Raw genomic sequence first — 14,763 nt, 5'->3', positions numbered from 1 at the left:
GGCACGTACGCGCGATGAAACGAATTCTTTACGCTACAACGCAATTCCGCGGCGCCCGGGTAGTTCGTAGGAGCGCAATAGTCCGCCGATGAGGTCAGTGGGAGTCACTATTCGCGGATGCAGCATGAACGGTGCCCAACAGCGGGAATAAATCGTGCCAGCAGGGTGCCGTCCTTTCAAGTGACTTTCGCATGTCCCATCTACCGGGGTGGCGAATGCACTACGCTGCAGGTCGCGAAACGGCATCTATAATCAATTTTGTCCCCAAAAGAGCCGAGGCCATGCAATGACGCAAATGACTCGGCGACAATTCCTGAAGGTCTCTGCCACGACACTTGCCGGATCGAGCCTGGCCCTGATGGGCTTCTCGCCGACACCCGCGCTGGCCGAAGTCCGTCAGTACAAATTGTCGCGTGCGACTGAAACCCGCAACACCTGCCCGTACTGTTCGGTGGGCTGCGGCATCCTGATGTACGGTCTTGGCGACGAGGCCAAGAATGTGAAGACCAGCATCTTCCACATCGAGGGCGACCCCGACCATCCGGTCAATCGCGGCACGCTGTGCCCGAAGGGCGCGAGCCTGATCGACTTCATCCATAGCTCGAGCCGTCTGCGCTATCCCGAGTACCGCGCGGCCGGGGCGAACGAGTGGAAGCGCATCTCGTGGGAAGACGCGCTAGACCGCATCGCGAAGCTGATGAAGGAAGACCGCGACGCGAACTTCGTCGAGACGAACGCGGACGGCAAGAAGGTCAACCGCTGGCTGACTACCGGCATGCTCGCGGCATCGGCCGGCAGCAACGAGGTGGGTTATCTGACGCACAAGACTGTTCGCAGTCTTGGCATGCTCGGATTCGACAATCAGGCGCGTGTCTGACATGGCCCGACGGTGGCAGGTCTTGCCCCGACGTTTGGCCGTGGAGCGATGACGAACCATTGGGTCGACATCAGAAACGCGGACGTGATTCTCGTGATGGGCGGCAATGCGGCCGAGGCACACCCATGCGGTTTCAAATGGGTCACCGAAGCCAAGGCGCACCGCAAGGCGCGTCTGATCGTGGTCGACCCGCGCTTTACGCGTACGGCGTCGGTCGCGGACTACTTCGTGCAGATCCGCACCGGTACGGACATTGCGTTCCTCGGCGGGGTGATCAACTACCTGCTGACGAACGACAAGATCCAGCACGAGTACGTGAAGAACTACACGGACGTGCCGTTCATCGTGCGCGAGGATTTCGCGTTCAAGGACGGCCTGTTTTCCGGCTACCACGCCGACACGCGCAGCTACGACAAGACCTCGTGGGACTACGAGCGCGGCGACGACGGCTTCGCCAAGGTCGACCCGACGCTGCAGGACCCGCGCTGCGTCTATCAGCTGATGAAGCAGCACTACTCGCGCTACACGCCCGAGCAGGTCGAGAAAATCTGCGGCGTGCCGAAGGAGAAGTTCCAGCACGTGTGCGAGATGCTCGCGTCGACGTCGGTGCCTGGGCGCGCGGCCACGATCATGTACGCGCTCGGCTGGACGCATCACTCGGTCGGCTCGCAGATCATCCGCACCGGCGCGATGGTGCAACTGCTGCTCGGCAACATCGGCATCGCGGGCGGCGGCATGAACGCGCTGCGCGGCCATTCGAACATCCAGGGCCTGACGGATCTCGGCCTGATGTCGAACCTGCTGCCGGGCTACATGACGCTGCCCATGGAAGCGGAGCAGGACTTCGACGCCTACATCGCGACGCGCGCCAAACAGCCGCTGCGGCCGAACCAGCTGAGCTACTGGCGCAACTATCGCGCGTTCCACGTGAGCTTCATGAAATCGTGGTGGGGCGACAAGGCGACCGCCGACAACAACTTCGCTTTCGACTATCTGCCGAAGCTCGACAAGTCCTACGACTTGCTGCAGGTCTTCGAGCTGATGAATCAGGGCAAAATGACCGGCTACCTCGCGCAGGGCTTCAACCCGCTTGCCGCCGCGCCGTTCAAGGCGAAGAACGGCGCGGCGCTGGCCAAGCTGAAGTGGCTCGTGATCATGGATCCGCTCGCGACCGAAACGTCGGAGTTCTGGAAGAACTACGGCCCGTTCAACGACGTCGACAGCGGCTCGATCCAGACAGAGGTGTTTCGTCTACCGACCACCTGCTTCGCCGAGGAACGCGGCTCGCTCGTTAGTTCGAGCCGGGTGCTGCAGTGGCATTGGCAGGGCGCGGACGGTCCCGGCGAAGCGAAGAGCGACCTCGATATCATGGCGGGGCTGTGGCTGCGTATTCGCGACGCTTATCGCAAGGACGGCGGCAAGTATCCCGATCCGATCCTGAACATGAGCTGGCCGTATGCGAACCCGGAAAGCCCGACGCCCGAAGAACTCGCGATGGAGTACAACGGCAAGGCGCTCGCGGACGTCACCGATCCGAAGGACACGACCAAGGTGCTCGCGAAGAAGGGCGAGCAGCTCGCGAGTTTCGCGCTGCTGCGCGACGACGGCTCGACCTCGAGCGGCTGCTGGATCTTCTGCGGCGCGTGGACCCAGGCGGGCAACCAGATGGGCCGCCGCGACAACTCGGACCCGACCGGCATCGGCAACACGCTGAACTGGGCCTGGGCATGGCCGGTGAACCGGCGGGTTCTGTACAACCGCGCGTCGTGCGATCTCAGCGGCAAGCCGTTCGATCCGACGCGCAAGCTGATCGCGTGGAACGGCAGCACGTGGTCGGGCGCCGACATTCCGGACTTCAAGGTCGACGAGCCGCCCGAAGACGGCATGAATCCGTTCATCATGAATCCGGAAGGCGTGGCTTGCTTCTTCGCGCGCGAAGCTATGGTGGAAGGGCCATTCCCCGAGCACTACGAGCCGTTCGAAACGCCGCTCGGCTACAACCCGCTGCATCCGGACAACAAGTTGGTCGTCAGCAATCCTGCGGCGCGCGTGTTCCCGGACGACATGGCCACGTTCGGCACGCACGAGAACTTCCCGCATACGGCGACCACCTATCGTCTGACCGAGCATTTCCACTACTGGACCAAACACGCGCGTCTGAACGCGATCATCCAGCCCGAGCAGTTCGTCGAGATTGGCGAAGACCTCGCGAAGGAGATCGGCGTGGTAGCCGGCGACCGGGTCAAGGTGAGCTCGAACCGCGGGCACCTGGTTGCCGTCGCGGTCGTGACGAAGCGGATCAAACCGCTGATGATCGAAGGCAAGAAGGTGCAGACCGTCGGGCTGCCGCTCCATTGGGGCTTCAAAGGGCTCGCGAGGCCGGGCTATCTCATCAATACGCTGACGCCCCCGGTGGGCGACGGGAATTCGCAGACACCGGAATTCAAGTCGTTCCTCGTCAAGGTCGAAAAGGCATAAGGAAAAGAGATGGCACTGCAATCACTGGACATCAGACGCGTTTCGGCCACCACCACGCAGCCGCCGGTGATTCGCGAGCCGGCCACGGGCACGGTCGCGAAGCTCATCGACGTGTCGAAGTGCATCGGCTGCAAGGCGTGTCAGACGGCTTGCATGGAGTGGAACGATCTGCGCGACGAGATCGGCGTGAACGTGGGCGTCTACGACAACCCGCCCGATCTCACCGAGCATTCGTGGACCGTCATGCGGTTTGCCGAGTACGAGAATTCCGCCGGCGATATCGAATGGCTGATCCGCAAGGACGGCTGCATGCACTGCGAGGACCCGGGCTGTCTGAAGGCCTGTCCGGCGCCGGGCGCGATCGTGCAGTACACGAACGGCATCGTGGATTTCCACCAGGAGAACTGCATCGGCTGCGGCTTCTGCATCGCCGGCTGCCCGTTCGACATCCCGCGTATGTCGAAGAAGGATCACCGCGTATACAAGTGCACGCTGTGTTCGGATCGTGTGGCGGTCGGCCAGGAGCCGGCGTGCGTGAAGACCTGCCCGACCGGCGCGATCATGTTCGGCACCAAGGAGGACATGAAGCAGCAGGCCGAGGACCGCATCGTCGATCTGAAGGAGCGCGGTTTTCAGAACGCTGGCCTGTATAACCCGGACAAGGTCGGCGGCACGCATGTGATGTACGTGTTGCACCACGCCGACCGGCCGTCGCTGTATCACGGCCTGCCGGACGATCCGCGCATCAGTCCGCTGGTCTCGTTGTGGAAGGGCATCGCCAAGCCGATCGGGCTCGCCATTATGGGGATCGCCGCGCTCGCGGGCTTCTTCCACTACACGCGCGTCGGCCCGAACGAGGTGTCCGAGGCCGACGAAGCCGCAGCCGTCAAGGAAGCCGAAGAAGCACGCCGTTCGCGGGAGGGTACGCAATGAACCACTCTGAGCACACCGACTTCACGGACCTGAAGGGCAACCGACTGATCGTGCGCTATACGCCGAACGAGCGCACGAATCATTGGATCACCGCGATCTGTTTCATCCTGCTTGCGCTGTCCGGTCTCGCGCTGTTCCATCCGTCGATGGCGTTTCTGTACGTGGTACTCGGCGGCGGGCAGTGGACGCGGATTCTGCACCCGTTCATCGGCTGCGTGATGTTCGTCTCGTTCCTGATTCTTGCGTTGCGCTTCTGGCATCACAACTATCTGGACCAGGCGGATATCCAGTGGATGAAGCAGATCGGCGACGTGCTGAACAATCGCGAGGAACGCCTGCCCGCAATCGGCAGGTACAACGCCGGGCAGAAGCTGCTGTTCTTCGTGATGGTGATCTGTATGCTGCTGCTGTTGCTGAGCGGCATCGTGATCTGGCGGCGCTACTTTTCGTTCTATTTCCCGATTGGTGTGATCCGGCTCTCGGCGCTCGTGCATGCCGTGACGGCATTCCTGCTGATCGTCGGCATCATCGTGCATATCTATGCGGCGCTGTGGGTCAAGGGCTCCATAGGTGCGATGACGCGCGGCACCGTTACCTATGGCTGGGCGCGCAAGCATCATCCAAACTGGTTCAGGGAAATCATCGGCAAGTAAAGTATGCTCAATCGGCGCCGCCCCAGCGCATGTTTCAATGCGCCGCACGCAGCGCCCCTCGCACCGGGCCGCCGCGCCTCGTCGATGACGGGCGGCGGCCCTTCAGTTTTCAGAGGTCGATATCTTGACTCAACGCATTCTCGAAGCCGCCGACATCGAGTCGCTCGATCCCTCGGCAATACCCCGCATCCGCATGCCCGAGCGGCTCGCGGTGTTCGCACCGCGTGCCGCGCGCCTGCGTCAGCTCGCCTCGCGCGGCAATCCGATCGCCGGCTACCTGCGGCTGATGGCGGCGCTTGCCGATGCGCAGCAGGCGGTGCTCGCGCACTTCAAGGCCCAGCCACCGAGCCCCGAGCTGATCGCGAGCGCGCAGCAGTATTCGATGCCGCTGATTCCGGCGCTGTCCGGCGCGCGCGATCCGGCGTGGCGCGACGTGCTGCTACAACTGCTCGACAGGATCGAAGCGGCGGGTCCCCCGTTGACGCCGCCGCTCGTGGCGTTGTTCGCGCGCCTGCGCTCGCTCGACGTCGCCGCGCTCGAAGCGCAGGCCGACGCGATCTTCGCGCAGCGCTTCGCCGACGTCGATCCGGCGAGCGCGCCGTTCATCATGGCCGCGCTGCAGGTCGTATGGACCGACCTCGCCGCCGACATCGACAAGCGCGCCGTACCGTACCTCGACACACCGGGCCTGTGCCCGGTGTGCGGCTCGCATCCGGTGGCGAGCACGCTGCGCATCGGCGGCGCGTACGACAACTATCGCTATCTGCAATGCGGATTGTGCGCGACCGAATGGCATATGGTCCGTAGCAAATGCTCGAACTGCGATTCGACGAAGGGCATCGCGTACCAGGTAGCCGGCTCGCCCGACGCCGACGCAGCCGCGCGCGAGGCCGAATCGAAAAACGCCGCGCTGAAGGCGGAGTCGTGCGACGAATGCCATACTTACCGCAAGATCGGCATTCAGGCGAAGGACTACGAGTTCGATCCATTCGCGGACGACCTCGCGAGCCTCACGCTCGATCTGCTGATGGGCGCGGAAGGTTACCGGCGCGCGTCGCCGCATCCATGGCTGTGGCCGGAGCAGACGGCCGGCGCGGCCGAAACGGAGGGCGACGAGTCGGCCTGACGGCGACCTGACCGGAGCCAAGTTCAAAACGACATAAGGATTGCTCGTGAGCGATGTGAGCAGCTCGGCATTGCGCGCGCTGATGGCGCGCGTGCCGTCGGTGGACAAGGTGTTGGCGTCGGAAGAGTTCGTGCCGCTCATCGGCGCATACGGCCGCACCCAGGTACTCAACGCGCTGCGCGACGCGCTCGATGCGTGGCGCATCAGCGCGCAATCGGGCGATGCGGCGGCCAACCCGGCGGTGAGCGCGCTCGATACCGCGCAGCTGCATGCGACGGTCGCCGCGGCGCTGCTCGCGAGTAACGCGTCGCGGCTGCGCAGCGTGTTCAATCTGACCGGCACCGTGTTGCACACGAACCTCGGCCGCGCGCTGCTGCCCGATGAGTCGGTACGCGCGGTGATGAGCGCGCTCACGCAACCGGCCAACCTCGAGTTCGATCTTGCCACCGGCACGCGCGGCGACCGCGACGATCTGATCGACGATCTGATCTGCGAGCTGACCGGCGCCGAAGCGGCGACCATCGTCAATAACAACGCCGCCGCGGTGCTGCTCACGCTGTCCGCGCTCGCGGCGAAGAAGGAAGTGGTGGTGTCGCGCGGCGAACTCGTCGAAATCGGCGGCGCGTTTCGCATTCCCGACATCATGAGCCGCGCGGGCGCGAAGCTGCGCGAAGTCGGCACGACGAACCGCACCCATCTGAAGGACTATGAACAGGCGATCAACGCGCGTACCGCGCTGCTGATGAAAGTCCACGCGAGCAACTATGCGATCAGTGGCTTCACGAAGGAAGTCGGCATCGAAGAGATCGCGCCGCTCGCGCACGCGCGCGGGCTTGCGGTCGCCGTCGATCTCGGCAGCGGCACGCTCGTCGATCTCGCCGAATGGGGCTTGCCGCGCGAGCCGACGGTGCGCGAGACCGTCGCGGCCGGCGCCGATCTGGTCACGTTCAGCGGCGACAAGCTGCTCGGCGGCCCGCAGGCCGGGTTGATCGTCGGGCGGCGCGATCTGATCGCGAAGATCAAGAAGCATCCGCTGAAGCGCGCACTTCGGGTCGGCAAGCTGACACTCGCGGCGTTGGAGCCTGTGCTCCAGCTGTATCGCGCGCCGGAGAAGTTGACGGAGCGGCTGACCACGCTACGGCTCCTCACGCGGCCCGCCGAAGATATTCACGGCGCCGCGCAGCGCGTGTTACCGGCGTTACAGCAGGCGATCGACGCGCGCTACAGCGTGGCCGCGGAGCCGATGTTCAGCCAGATCGGCAGCGGCGCATTGCCCGTCGACGTGCTGCCGAGCTATGGCCTCGTCATCAGGATGAGCGACGGCAAGCGCGGCGGCCGTCATCTGCTCGCGCTCGAAAAGCAGTTGCGCGAGATGGCGCGGCCGGTGCTCGGCCGGATCGAGGACGACGCGTTGCGGCTCGATCTGCGCTGCCTCGAAGCCGCCGACGAAGCGCAATTGATCGCACAGCTGATCGCGCAACCGAAAAGCAACTGAAGGACGGGCACGCATGATCGTCGGTACTGCTGGGCATATCGACCACGGTAAAACGAGCCTCGTGAAGGCACTCACCGGCGTCGACACGGACCGGCTCAAGGAAGAAAAAGCGCGCGGCATTTCGATCGAGCTCGGCTACGCGTACGTGCCGCTCGACAATGGCGACGTGCTCGGTCTGATCGACGTGCCGGGCCACGAAAAGCTCGTGCATACGATGACCGCGGGCGCGAGCGGCATCGACTTCGCGCTGCTCGTAATCGCCGCCGATGACGGCGTGATGCCGCAAACGCGCGAACATCTGGCGATCGTCGAACTGCTCGGCATCCGGCGCGGCGCAATCGCGTTGACGAAAGTGGATCGCGTCGACGACGAGCGCCTGCGCGAAGTGCGCGATGAAGTGAGTGTGTTCGTCGCTGGCAGCGTGCTGCGCGACGCGCCGGTATTCGATACCTGCGCGACGCGCGCGGGCGATGCGGGCGTCGCCGCGCTGAACGCGCATCTGCACGAGCAGGCCGCCGCATGGCGCATGAAGCGCGACGACGGCCTGTTCCGCCTCGCCGTCGATCGCGTGTTTACGCTCGCGGGGCAGGGCACGATCGTCACCGGGACCGTGGTGGCGGGCAGCGTGAGCGTCGGCGACACGATGCTGCTCGCGCCGAAAAACGAATCGGTGCGCGTGCGCAGCATCCACGCGCAGAATCGCCCCGCCGAAACCGGTCGCGCCGGCCAGCGTTGCGCGCTGAATCTGGCGGGCATCGAGAAGAGTGCGATCGAGCGCGGCGACTGGATCGTCGATCCGCGACTGTCGCAAGCGAGCGAGCGCATCGACGTCGCGTTGACGCTGCTCGCCGACGCGCCGCACGCGCTCGAACATTGGGAGCCGCTGCACGTGCATCTCGGCACGCAGCATCAGGTTGCGCATGTCGCGCTGCTCGAAGGCGACACGCTCGCGCCCGGTCAGCGCGCGCGCGTGCAACTCGTGTTCGAGCTGCCGCTGTGCACGGTGCCGGGCGATCGCTTCGTCGTGCGTAACGCTCAGGCCAATCGCACGGTGGGCGGCGGGCACGTGCTCGATGCGTTTGCTCCGGCGCGCAAGCGGCGCTCGCCGGAGCGCTTCGGCTGGCTCGACGCGATGCAGACGCTGCTCGACACCGGCTCACTCGACGCGCTGTTCGCTCGCGCGCCGCACGGTTTGTCGCGGGCGTTGCTGGAGCGCCTCACGGGGATGCCGGCGGCGGCGCTCGCGTTGCCCGCCGCGACACGCACGATCGAACTGCCGGGCCATGACGCGCTGCTGGTCGCGGACGCGACATGGCACACGCTCGAGGGGCGCCTGACGAGTGCGCTCGCGCAATATCACGAGCGCTCGCCCGACGAACTCGGCCCGGACGTGTCGCGCTTGCGGCGCATCGCGGCGCCACTGGTCGACGACGCCCTGTGGAGCGCGCTGGTCGACGATGCGGCGGCGCGTGGCCAGCTCGTCAGACGCGGACCGTGGCTGCATTTGCCCGGCCACGCCGTGACGCTCGACGCCGCCGATCAGGCGCTTGCCGCGACGCTGCTGCCCGAGATCGAGGCGGGGCGTTTCGATCCGCCGTGGGTGCGCGAGCTCGCGAACGCGCACGGTGTGCCGGAGGAGCGCGTGCGTCAGTTGCTGCGCAAGCTCGCGCGTCAGGGCGAGCTGTTCCAGGTCGTGCATGACCTGTTCTACCACCAGCAGGTGATTCGCGAACTTGCGTCGATCGCGGCGGCGGAGGCGCACAAGAACGGCGGCACCGTGGCGGCCGCGCCGTTTCGCGACGCGACCGGGCTCGGCCGAAAACGCGCGATCCAGCTTTTGGAGTTCTTCGATCGGGTTGGGTATACTCGCTTCCACCGTGGCCTGCACCTCGTGCGCACGGATAGCCGCTGGCTCGATCTGCCTTGATCTGGCTGGCGGTCTGTTTCTATCGGGCTCGCGTCATTCAATCACCGTAGGAAGGCATTCGTATCCGGTGGTGCGGCTGGGCTTCAAACCCAGTTGAGGGCGTCAGACGCTCTCGGGTCGGTTCGACTCCGGCTGCCTTCCGCCCCATAGGCCTTCCCGGGCATTCCGATATCTTCCGAAAACGTCCTCTAGGCCGCTGATTTTAAAGCGGTTTATGGGTAACGGCGTGCTTGCTGATTCCGGTAAGGTCCCACACAATTTACACACGAAGTATGGGTAGGAAGATGGGTAAGTGGGCAGGAGGGAAGCATGTCAGGACGACAGTTGCACCGGCTCAGCGCACTGCGGATCGCGAAGGAGGTGGCCCCGGGCCATTACGCCGACGGCGGTGGTCTCTACATGCAGATCGCGGACAGTGGAGCGCGTTCGTGGGTGTTCCGATTCAGGCTTGACGGCCGCCTGAGGGAGATGGGCCTCGGTCCGGTTTCGCGAGTCTCGCTTGGCGAGGCGAGGAAACTGGCCGCCAGCTACCGCGAGATGGTCAGGGACCAGATTGATCCCATCCTCGCGCGGCGCGAGCAGCAGCGCCGACAGTTGCTCGATATCTCGGCGGATGCCAACGTGACGTTCCGTGAGGCAGCCGAAGCATTCATCTGCGCGCGGGAGCCCGAGTGGCGAAACCGCAAGCATGTCCAGCAGTGGGGTAATACGCTCAAGAGGTACGCATACCCGGTGATCGGCGAGGTCCGGGTGCGCGATATCGACACCGCGATGATCGTGCGGATTCTCCAGCCGATCTGGACGAAAAAGGCGGAAACCGCGCGCCGGGTGCGCGGCCGTATCAAGGCCATCCTCGACGCCGAGACTATCATGGGTCACCGCACCGGCAGCAACCCGGCACGGTACGTTGACCATTTGCAACTCGTATTGCCGCGCTCGAAGAAACGCTCACAAGTAAGACATCATCCCGCGCTGCCCTGGGAAGAACTGCCCGGGTTTATTCGCGAACTGGAGCAGCGCCCCAGGCGTGCAGCACGGGTCCTGCACCTGCTTATCCTCACAGCCACCCGCACGAACGAGGTCCGCTTTGCGCGGCCGGAGGAGTTCGACCTCGCCAACCGTATCTGGTCAATACCCGGCGACCGGACGAAAAGTGGCCGGCCGCTTCGCGTGCCGCTTTGTGAACGGGCCGTCGACATCGTACGCAGCGCGCTGCCGCGGGCGAAATACGGCTACCTGTTCCCGGGCTGCAAGGAAGGTCGCCCATTGTCGAACATGGCGATGCTGACTCTGCTGAAGCGCATGTCGCGGGACGGGATCACTGTGCATGGTTTCCGGTCGACGTTTCGCGACTGGGTGGCCGAATGTACGGAATACCCGGATTCACTCGCCGAAGAAGCACTGGCTCACATCATCGTATCGCAGACGGTAGCGGCCTACCGGCGTCGCGACCAGCTTGAGCGTCGGCGCCTGATGATGGAAGACTGGGGAAGGTATAGCGGCAAAGCGCAGGAGAGCACTGTGCCAACGGCGTCGGCGGTATCAGAAGCGTTCGCTGCATAGTTGCTGTTCGAACACGGAGAAAGCCGGACCATTCGACAGGTTTCTTTCGATCGTTCATTGAGCATTACTGGCGGGCAGGCAGTCGCAGGGGACTTTGTCTTCGTGTGGAGAAGCATTTCCTGCATGGGGTGCAGGTGGTCGGAGGTTCAAATCCTCTCGCCCCGACCAATAGATATAAGGCTCTCATGGCTTCGGCTCTGGGAGCCTTTTTCGTTTGGGGCCGATTTTGCCCCCACGTTTGCCCCCACACGACGACCGGCTCTTGCGGGAACGGAGTGGAATTTTGGGTAGCGTTGAGGGGCCGGCCGCGTTCGTTGCTCACCAGCTTGAGGCTCGTATATCAATGCGCGAACTGTGCCAGCGACAACCTGTTTACCGGTAAGGCAGTCCCATTTCTGACGGCTTGGGGGCTGCCAGCCGTCCAAATGTCGGTCGGCGGAGCAGCAGTTCGTTCGCGCAACCCGGAGGGCGAGTCGGGATGCCTGTCTATATGGTCCACAAGCTCTCTGGCAGGGGAAGGCGAGTGCGGAGCGACTGCCCGCCGATACCCGGTAGCAGCGACTACATGTCGCACGTCGCATGTCGCCGGTTGCCACGCGATGCGCGGCTTCGGCGAGCGCGTCGGGCACTGCATGGGTGATGCGGCCCGGTCTCTGGGAGAACTGGTCGACTTGCTCGTCCGCCGCCATTCGTGGCGAAACTTTGCTCGAGAACACGGTACAACTCAAGCATGGACCCGGGCAATTCAAGCATGCGCGCGCCGTCAGTTGCAGTAGTTCGAGCAAGAACGTGTGCCGATTGCAAGTACGGCCGATTTCAAATGCAAGCCACGACACCCCGGTCTGCAGGCTGACACTTGATCGTGAAAAAACCCCGGTTGTTGCGCGACGCAACTGACGCGGGCGCCACCCTCGTGACAGGCTCGCACATCGGGCATGGTTGCCGATATGGCGCTACACTCATCCCCCTTTGCCAAGGAGAACAGCGCATGTCATCGGAAATTCGTGTAGTCGCAGTCGTTCAAGGTAAATCGGGTACTGCTGATGCGATCGAGCAGGCGCTATTGCGCTGTGTGGCGCCGAGTCGTGCCGAGACGGGCTGCCTGCTCTATACGCCGCACCGCGACCTCGATCGCGCCGAGCGTTTCGTCTTCTTCGAGCGCTGGGCAAGCCGCGCAGCGCTCGCCGAGCACGAGCGCACCGAGCACTTCAAGGAACTGGTTCGCGAACTGGCACCGCTGGTCGCACAGCCGCTCGACATGACGATACTCGAGGCGCTACTCAATGATTGAGCATGTTCCATCGCCCGAGGGTGATTGGCTCGTTGGACACCTCGACGTGCCTCCCGCTCAACACGACTAAGCGCGCCGGCGGACTGTCGCGCTTGCGGTGACAAGGCTCACGTCATCCTGGTCCACCGAATGCGTTGATCCGGACACGTGTACTGTCCGCGTGGCGCCTTCAACGCAATTGCGGCAAATCTCGTACACTCGGACGCCACCGCGGTAGCGCATCGATCTGTGGTTCGGCAGCACGTGCTGCGTTACGTTGAACACCACCGCGTGGACCGCTCTCTCAGGGAAACTTCAAGCATGGGTAACAACCAATCTACCAGCATTACTCTTCAGCAAAGCCGGGTCGTGGTGGCCGGGGGCACGTCAGGAATTGGCTTTGCCGTAGCCGAAGCTGCGGCGCATGCCGGAGCTGAAGTGATCATCGCCTCGAGCAGGCCGGAGCGTGTCGCGGCCGCGCTTGAGCGCCTGCCTCAAGGCACGCGCGGCGAGTCACTCGACTTCACCGACGAGGAGCAAGTGCGCGCGTTTTTTGCACGCATCGGAGCGCTAGACCACCTCGTCTACACGGCCGGGGAATCATTGTTCCTGCAAACCCTCGCTGAGCTTAGTATCGAAGCCGCGCATCGGGCCTTCGAGGTGCGCTATTGGGGTGCGCTCAAGGCCGTCAAATATGCGGCTCCCCTCATTCGCGCGGGCGGCTCCATCACCCTGACGAGCGGAGTGGCCTCGTCGCGTCCGTTGCCTGCGTGGACGATCCTGTCCAGTATCCTCGGGGCCATCGAGTCGCTCACACGGACACTGGCCGTCGAGCTTGCGCCGCTGCGTGTGAATGCCGTGGCGCCTGGCGTCTTGCGTACCGCTCTGTGGGACAACATGAGCAAAGCCGATCGCGAGATTCTCTACGACCATATCGCGGGGAAGATGCCTGTACAGCGGGTCGGGGAGGCGAGCGACGTCGCGCAAACGTATCTTTATCTGATGCAGCAGGGCTTTAGCACGGGGCAGGTCATCGTTGTCGACGGTGGTCACGTGCTGGTCTAACGATCCCGGAGGCAAAAACATGAGTTTCGATTTCAACGGCAAACGCGTCGTCGTCGCGGGGGGCTCGCGCGGTATCGGCCGCAGCATCGCGCTCGGGTTCGCGCAGGCAGGCGCCGCCGTGTCCGTCTGCGCACGCAACCTGGAAGCATTGAAAGCGGTCGAGGCCGAGTTGTCCGTCTATGACCGTCCGGTCCACACCGCAGCTTGCGATCTCGCTGACGGCGAGGCGATCACCGCTTACATTGCGAGCGCCGGCAATGCGCTCGGCGGTATCGACATTTTGATCAACAACGCGTCCGGTTTCGGAGGCGGGGATACCGAAGCCGGCTGGGAGGCCGGCATCCAGGTCGACCTCATGGCAACGGTGCGCGCGGGTCATGCTGCACTTCCATTCCTGCGGCAGTCGGCCAACGCTGCCATCGTCAACGTGACGTCCATCTCGGCGTTGCGTCCGTCGCCACGCACCCAGTCTTACGCGGCGATCAAGGCTGCGGTCGTGCACTACACGGCTTCCCATGCATTGACACTCGCGCCGGATCGGATTCGTGTCAACTCGGTTGCGCCCGGCTCGATCGAGTTTCCCGGCGGAGCGTGGGAACAGCGCAAGACTTCCGATCCCGAGCTGTATGAACGGATACAGCGTTCGGTTCCGTTCGGCCGGCTCGGGACGCCCGCGGAGGTCGCGAGCGCGGTGCTGTTTCTCGCCAGCTCGCACGCGGGCTGCATCACCGGCCAGACCCTGGTGGTCGACGGCGGCCAGGTGTTGACATAAGCACCATGAGCAAAATTTGAACCGTAGCGGCTAAGTTGTAATGTCGTATCCAGGCAAAGTTCAGATGTCGCAGTACGGTCTTCGTGACGCTTCATGCTGGGTGGTGATTTTGACCACCGGAGAGCGCCGTGGACCATCCTGCGATGATCACCATGAGCATGCGCGAGCTGGATCGGCTGAAGGTGGCGGAAGCGGTCGTCGAACAGCGGCTGATTCGGTTTTGTCGCGGTAAGGGCAAGATGGTGAACAAACGGCAGTATAAGTAGGATTACTTATGCTGCCAGTGAGTAAAACTGCTGGGCACGAGTGTATCCGATGCCACGGTCTTGCATTTGGCCCTTGGCGATCATGTGCATGAGCTCGATGCCGCTCACCAGGATGTGGGCGCAACGAAAATTACATACCAGCGGACACACGTCAGAATCACGTCGAGCGGATAGTGCAAACGCGTGTCATACATCGTTGCTTCGAATAACGCCATGCCGACCCCGATCACGATGGCGCCTTCGATCTGGTTTAGACCCGTGCGCGCGTGGCGTTTAGCGGACGGGATCGCTCGCGTCCAGACAGCGAATCGATGTGATAGTCGGGACAACGCGCTGGC

11 protein-coding genes, 1 tRNA gene and 1 pseudogene are annotated in these 14,763 nt (G+C 63.7%); 12 read left to right on the top strand and 1 reads right to left on the bottom strand.

Annotation, left to right across the window (positions count from 1 at the left end; all coding sequences use genetic code 11):
* Positions 1–286 precede the first annotated feature (286 nt).
* From fdnG to OKW35_RS48605, 12 genes are all read left to right on the top strand, one after another.
* On the top strand, positions 287–3,355 hold the full coding sequence (gene fdnG / locus OKW35_RS48660) for a formate dehydrogenase-N subunit alpha (protein ID WP_429555866.1): 3,069 nt from the start codon (positions 287–289) through the stop codon (positions 3,353–3,355).
* A gap of 9 nt (positions 3,356–3,364) precedes the next feature.
* The gene (gene fdxH / locus OKW35_RS48655; RefSeq protein WP_184061989.1) at positions 3,365–4,288 is read left to right on the top strand and encodes a formate dehydrogenase subunit beta; all 924 of its coding nucleotides are present in this window, start codon (positions 3,365–3,367) and stop codon (positions 4,286–4,288) included.
* Positions 4,285–4,941 carry a formate dehydrogenase subunit gamma gene (locus tag OKW35_RS48650; RefSeq protein WP_429352592.1) on the top strand — a complete coding sequence of 219 codons (657 nt, stop codon included), beginning with the start codon at positions 4,285–4,287 and terminating at the stop codon, positions 4,939–4,941. The genes fdxH and OKW35_RS48650 overlap by 4 nt, the downstream gene beginning before the upstream one ends.
* 124 nt (positions 4,942–5,065) lie before the next feature.
* A complete protein-coding gene (fdhE, locus tag OKW35_RS48645; protein ID WP_090808552.1) occupies positions 5,066–6,067 on the top strand; it encodes a formate dehydrogenase accessory protein FdhE in 1,002 nt (333 codons plus the stop codon).
* Between the two features lie 46 nt (positions 6,068–6,113).
* Positions 6,114–7,562, top strand: coding sequence for an L-seryl-tRNA(Sec) selenium transferase (selA, locus tag OKW35_RS48640; protein WP_429555865.1), 1,449 nt, complete (start codon positions 6,114–6,116; stop codon positions 7,560–7,562).
* 13 nt (positions 7,563–7,575) lie between these two features.
* Positions 7,576–9,489 carry a selenocysteine-specific translation elongation factor gene (gene selB, locus OKW35_RS48635; protein WP_429555864.1) on the top strand — a complete coding sequence of 638 codons (1,914 nt, stop codon included), beginning with the start codon at positions 7,576–7,578 and terminating at the stop codon, positions 9,487–9,489.
* 49 nt (positions 9,490–9,538) lie between these two features.
* Positions 9,539–9,631 (top strand) — tRNA-Sec (locus OKW35_RS48630).
* A gap of 167 nt (positions 9,632–9,798) precedes the next feature.
* Complete coding sequence (locus tag OKW35_RS48625) at positions 9,799–11,052, top strand: tyrosine-type recombinase/integrase (RefSeq protein WP_429555863.1); 1,254 nt, start codon at positions 9,799–9,801, stop codon at positions 11,050–11,052.
* An 862-nt stretch (positions 11,053–11,914) separates the two neighbouring features.
* Positions 11,915–12,343, top strand: coding sequence for a putative quinol monooxygenase (locus OKW35_RS48620; protein ID WP_429555892.1), 429 nt, complete (start codon positions 11,915–11,917; stop codon positions 12,341–12,343).
* 300 nt (positions 12,344–12,643) lie between these two features.
* Positions 12,644–13,387, top strand: a complete 744-nt coding sequence (locus OKW35_RS48615; RefSeq protein WP_429555862.1) for an SDR family oxidoreductase — start codon at positions 12,644–12,646, stop codon at positions 13,385–13,387.
* Positions 13,388–13,406: 19 nt separating this feature from the next.
* Positions 13,407–14,159 carry an SDR family NAD(P)-dependent oxidoreductase gene (locus OKW35_RS48610; protein ID WP_429555861.1) on the top strand — a complete coding sequence of 251 codons (753 nt, stop codon included), beginning with the start codon at positions 13,407–13,409 and terminating at the stop codon, positions 14,157–14,159.
* A gap of 128 nt (positions 14,160–14,287) precedes the next feature.
* The gene (locus OKW35_RS48605; protein ID WP_429555860.1) at positions 14,288–14,425 is read left to right on the top strand and encodes a hypothetical protein; all 138 of its coding nucleotides are present in this window, start codon (positions 14,288–14,290) and stop codon (positions 14,423–14,425) included.
* A gap of 6 nt (positions 14,426–14,431) precedes the next feature.
* On the opposite strand, the pseudogene OKW35_RS48600 reads toward OKW35_RS48605, so the two are convergent.
* Positions 14,432–14,554, bottom strand: a pseudogene (locus OKW35_RS48600) (IS6 family transposase); the annotation flags it as partial.
* Between the last annotated feature and the right edge of the window lie 209 nt (positions 14,555–14,763).

It is taken from the genome of Paraburkholderia sp. MM5477-R1 (assembly GCF_050436385.1).
GTDB lineage: Bacteria > Pseudomonadota > Gammaproteobacteria > Burkholderiales > Burkholderiaceae > Paraburkholderia > Paraburkholderia tuberum.
This window is presented reverse-complemented; position numbering and strand designations above follow the sequence as displayed.

What these genes read in the sequence shown, in the direction of transcription:
- fdxH (WP_184061989.1), top strand. Translation starts at nt 3,365, where the DNA reads ATGGCACTGCAATCACTGGACATCAGACGCGTTTCGGCCACCACCACG.
- OKW35_RS48650 (WP_429352592.1), top strand. Translation starts at nt 4,285, where the DNA reads ATGAACCACTCTGAGCACACCGACTTCACGGACCTGAAGGGCAACCGA.
- selB (WP_429555864.1), top strand. Translation starts at nt 7,576, where the DNA reads ATGATCGTCGGTACTGCTGGGCATATCGACCACGGTAAAACGAGCCTC.
- OKW35_RS48625 (WP_429555863.1), top strand. Translation starts at nt 9,799, where the DNA reads ATGTCAGGACGACAGTTGCACCGGCTCAGCGCACTGCGGATCGCGAAG.
- OKW35_RS48615 (WP_429555862.1), top strand. Translation starts at nt 12,644, where the DNA reads ATGGGTAACAACCAATCTACCAGCATTACTCTTCAGCAAAGCCGGGTC.
- OKW35_RS48610 (WP_429555861.1), top strand. Translation starts at nt 13,407, where the DNA reads ATGAGTTTCGATTTCAACGGCAAACGCGTCGTCGTCGCGGGGGGCTCG.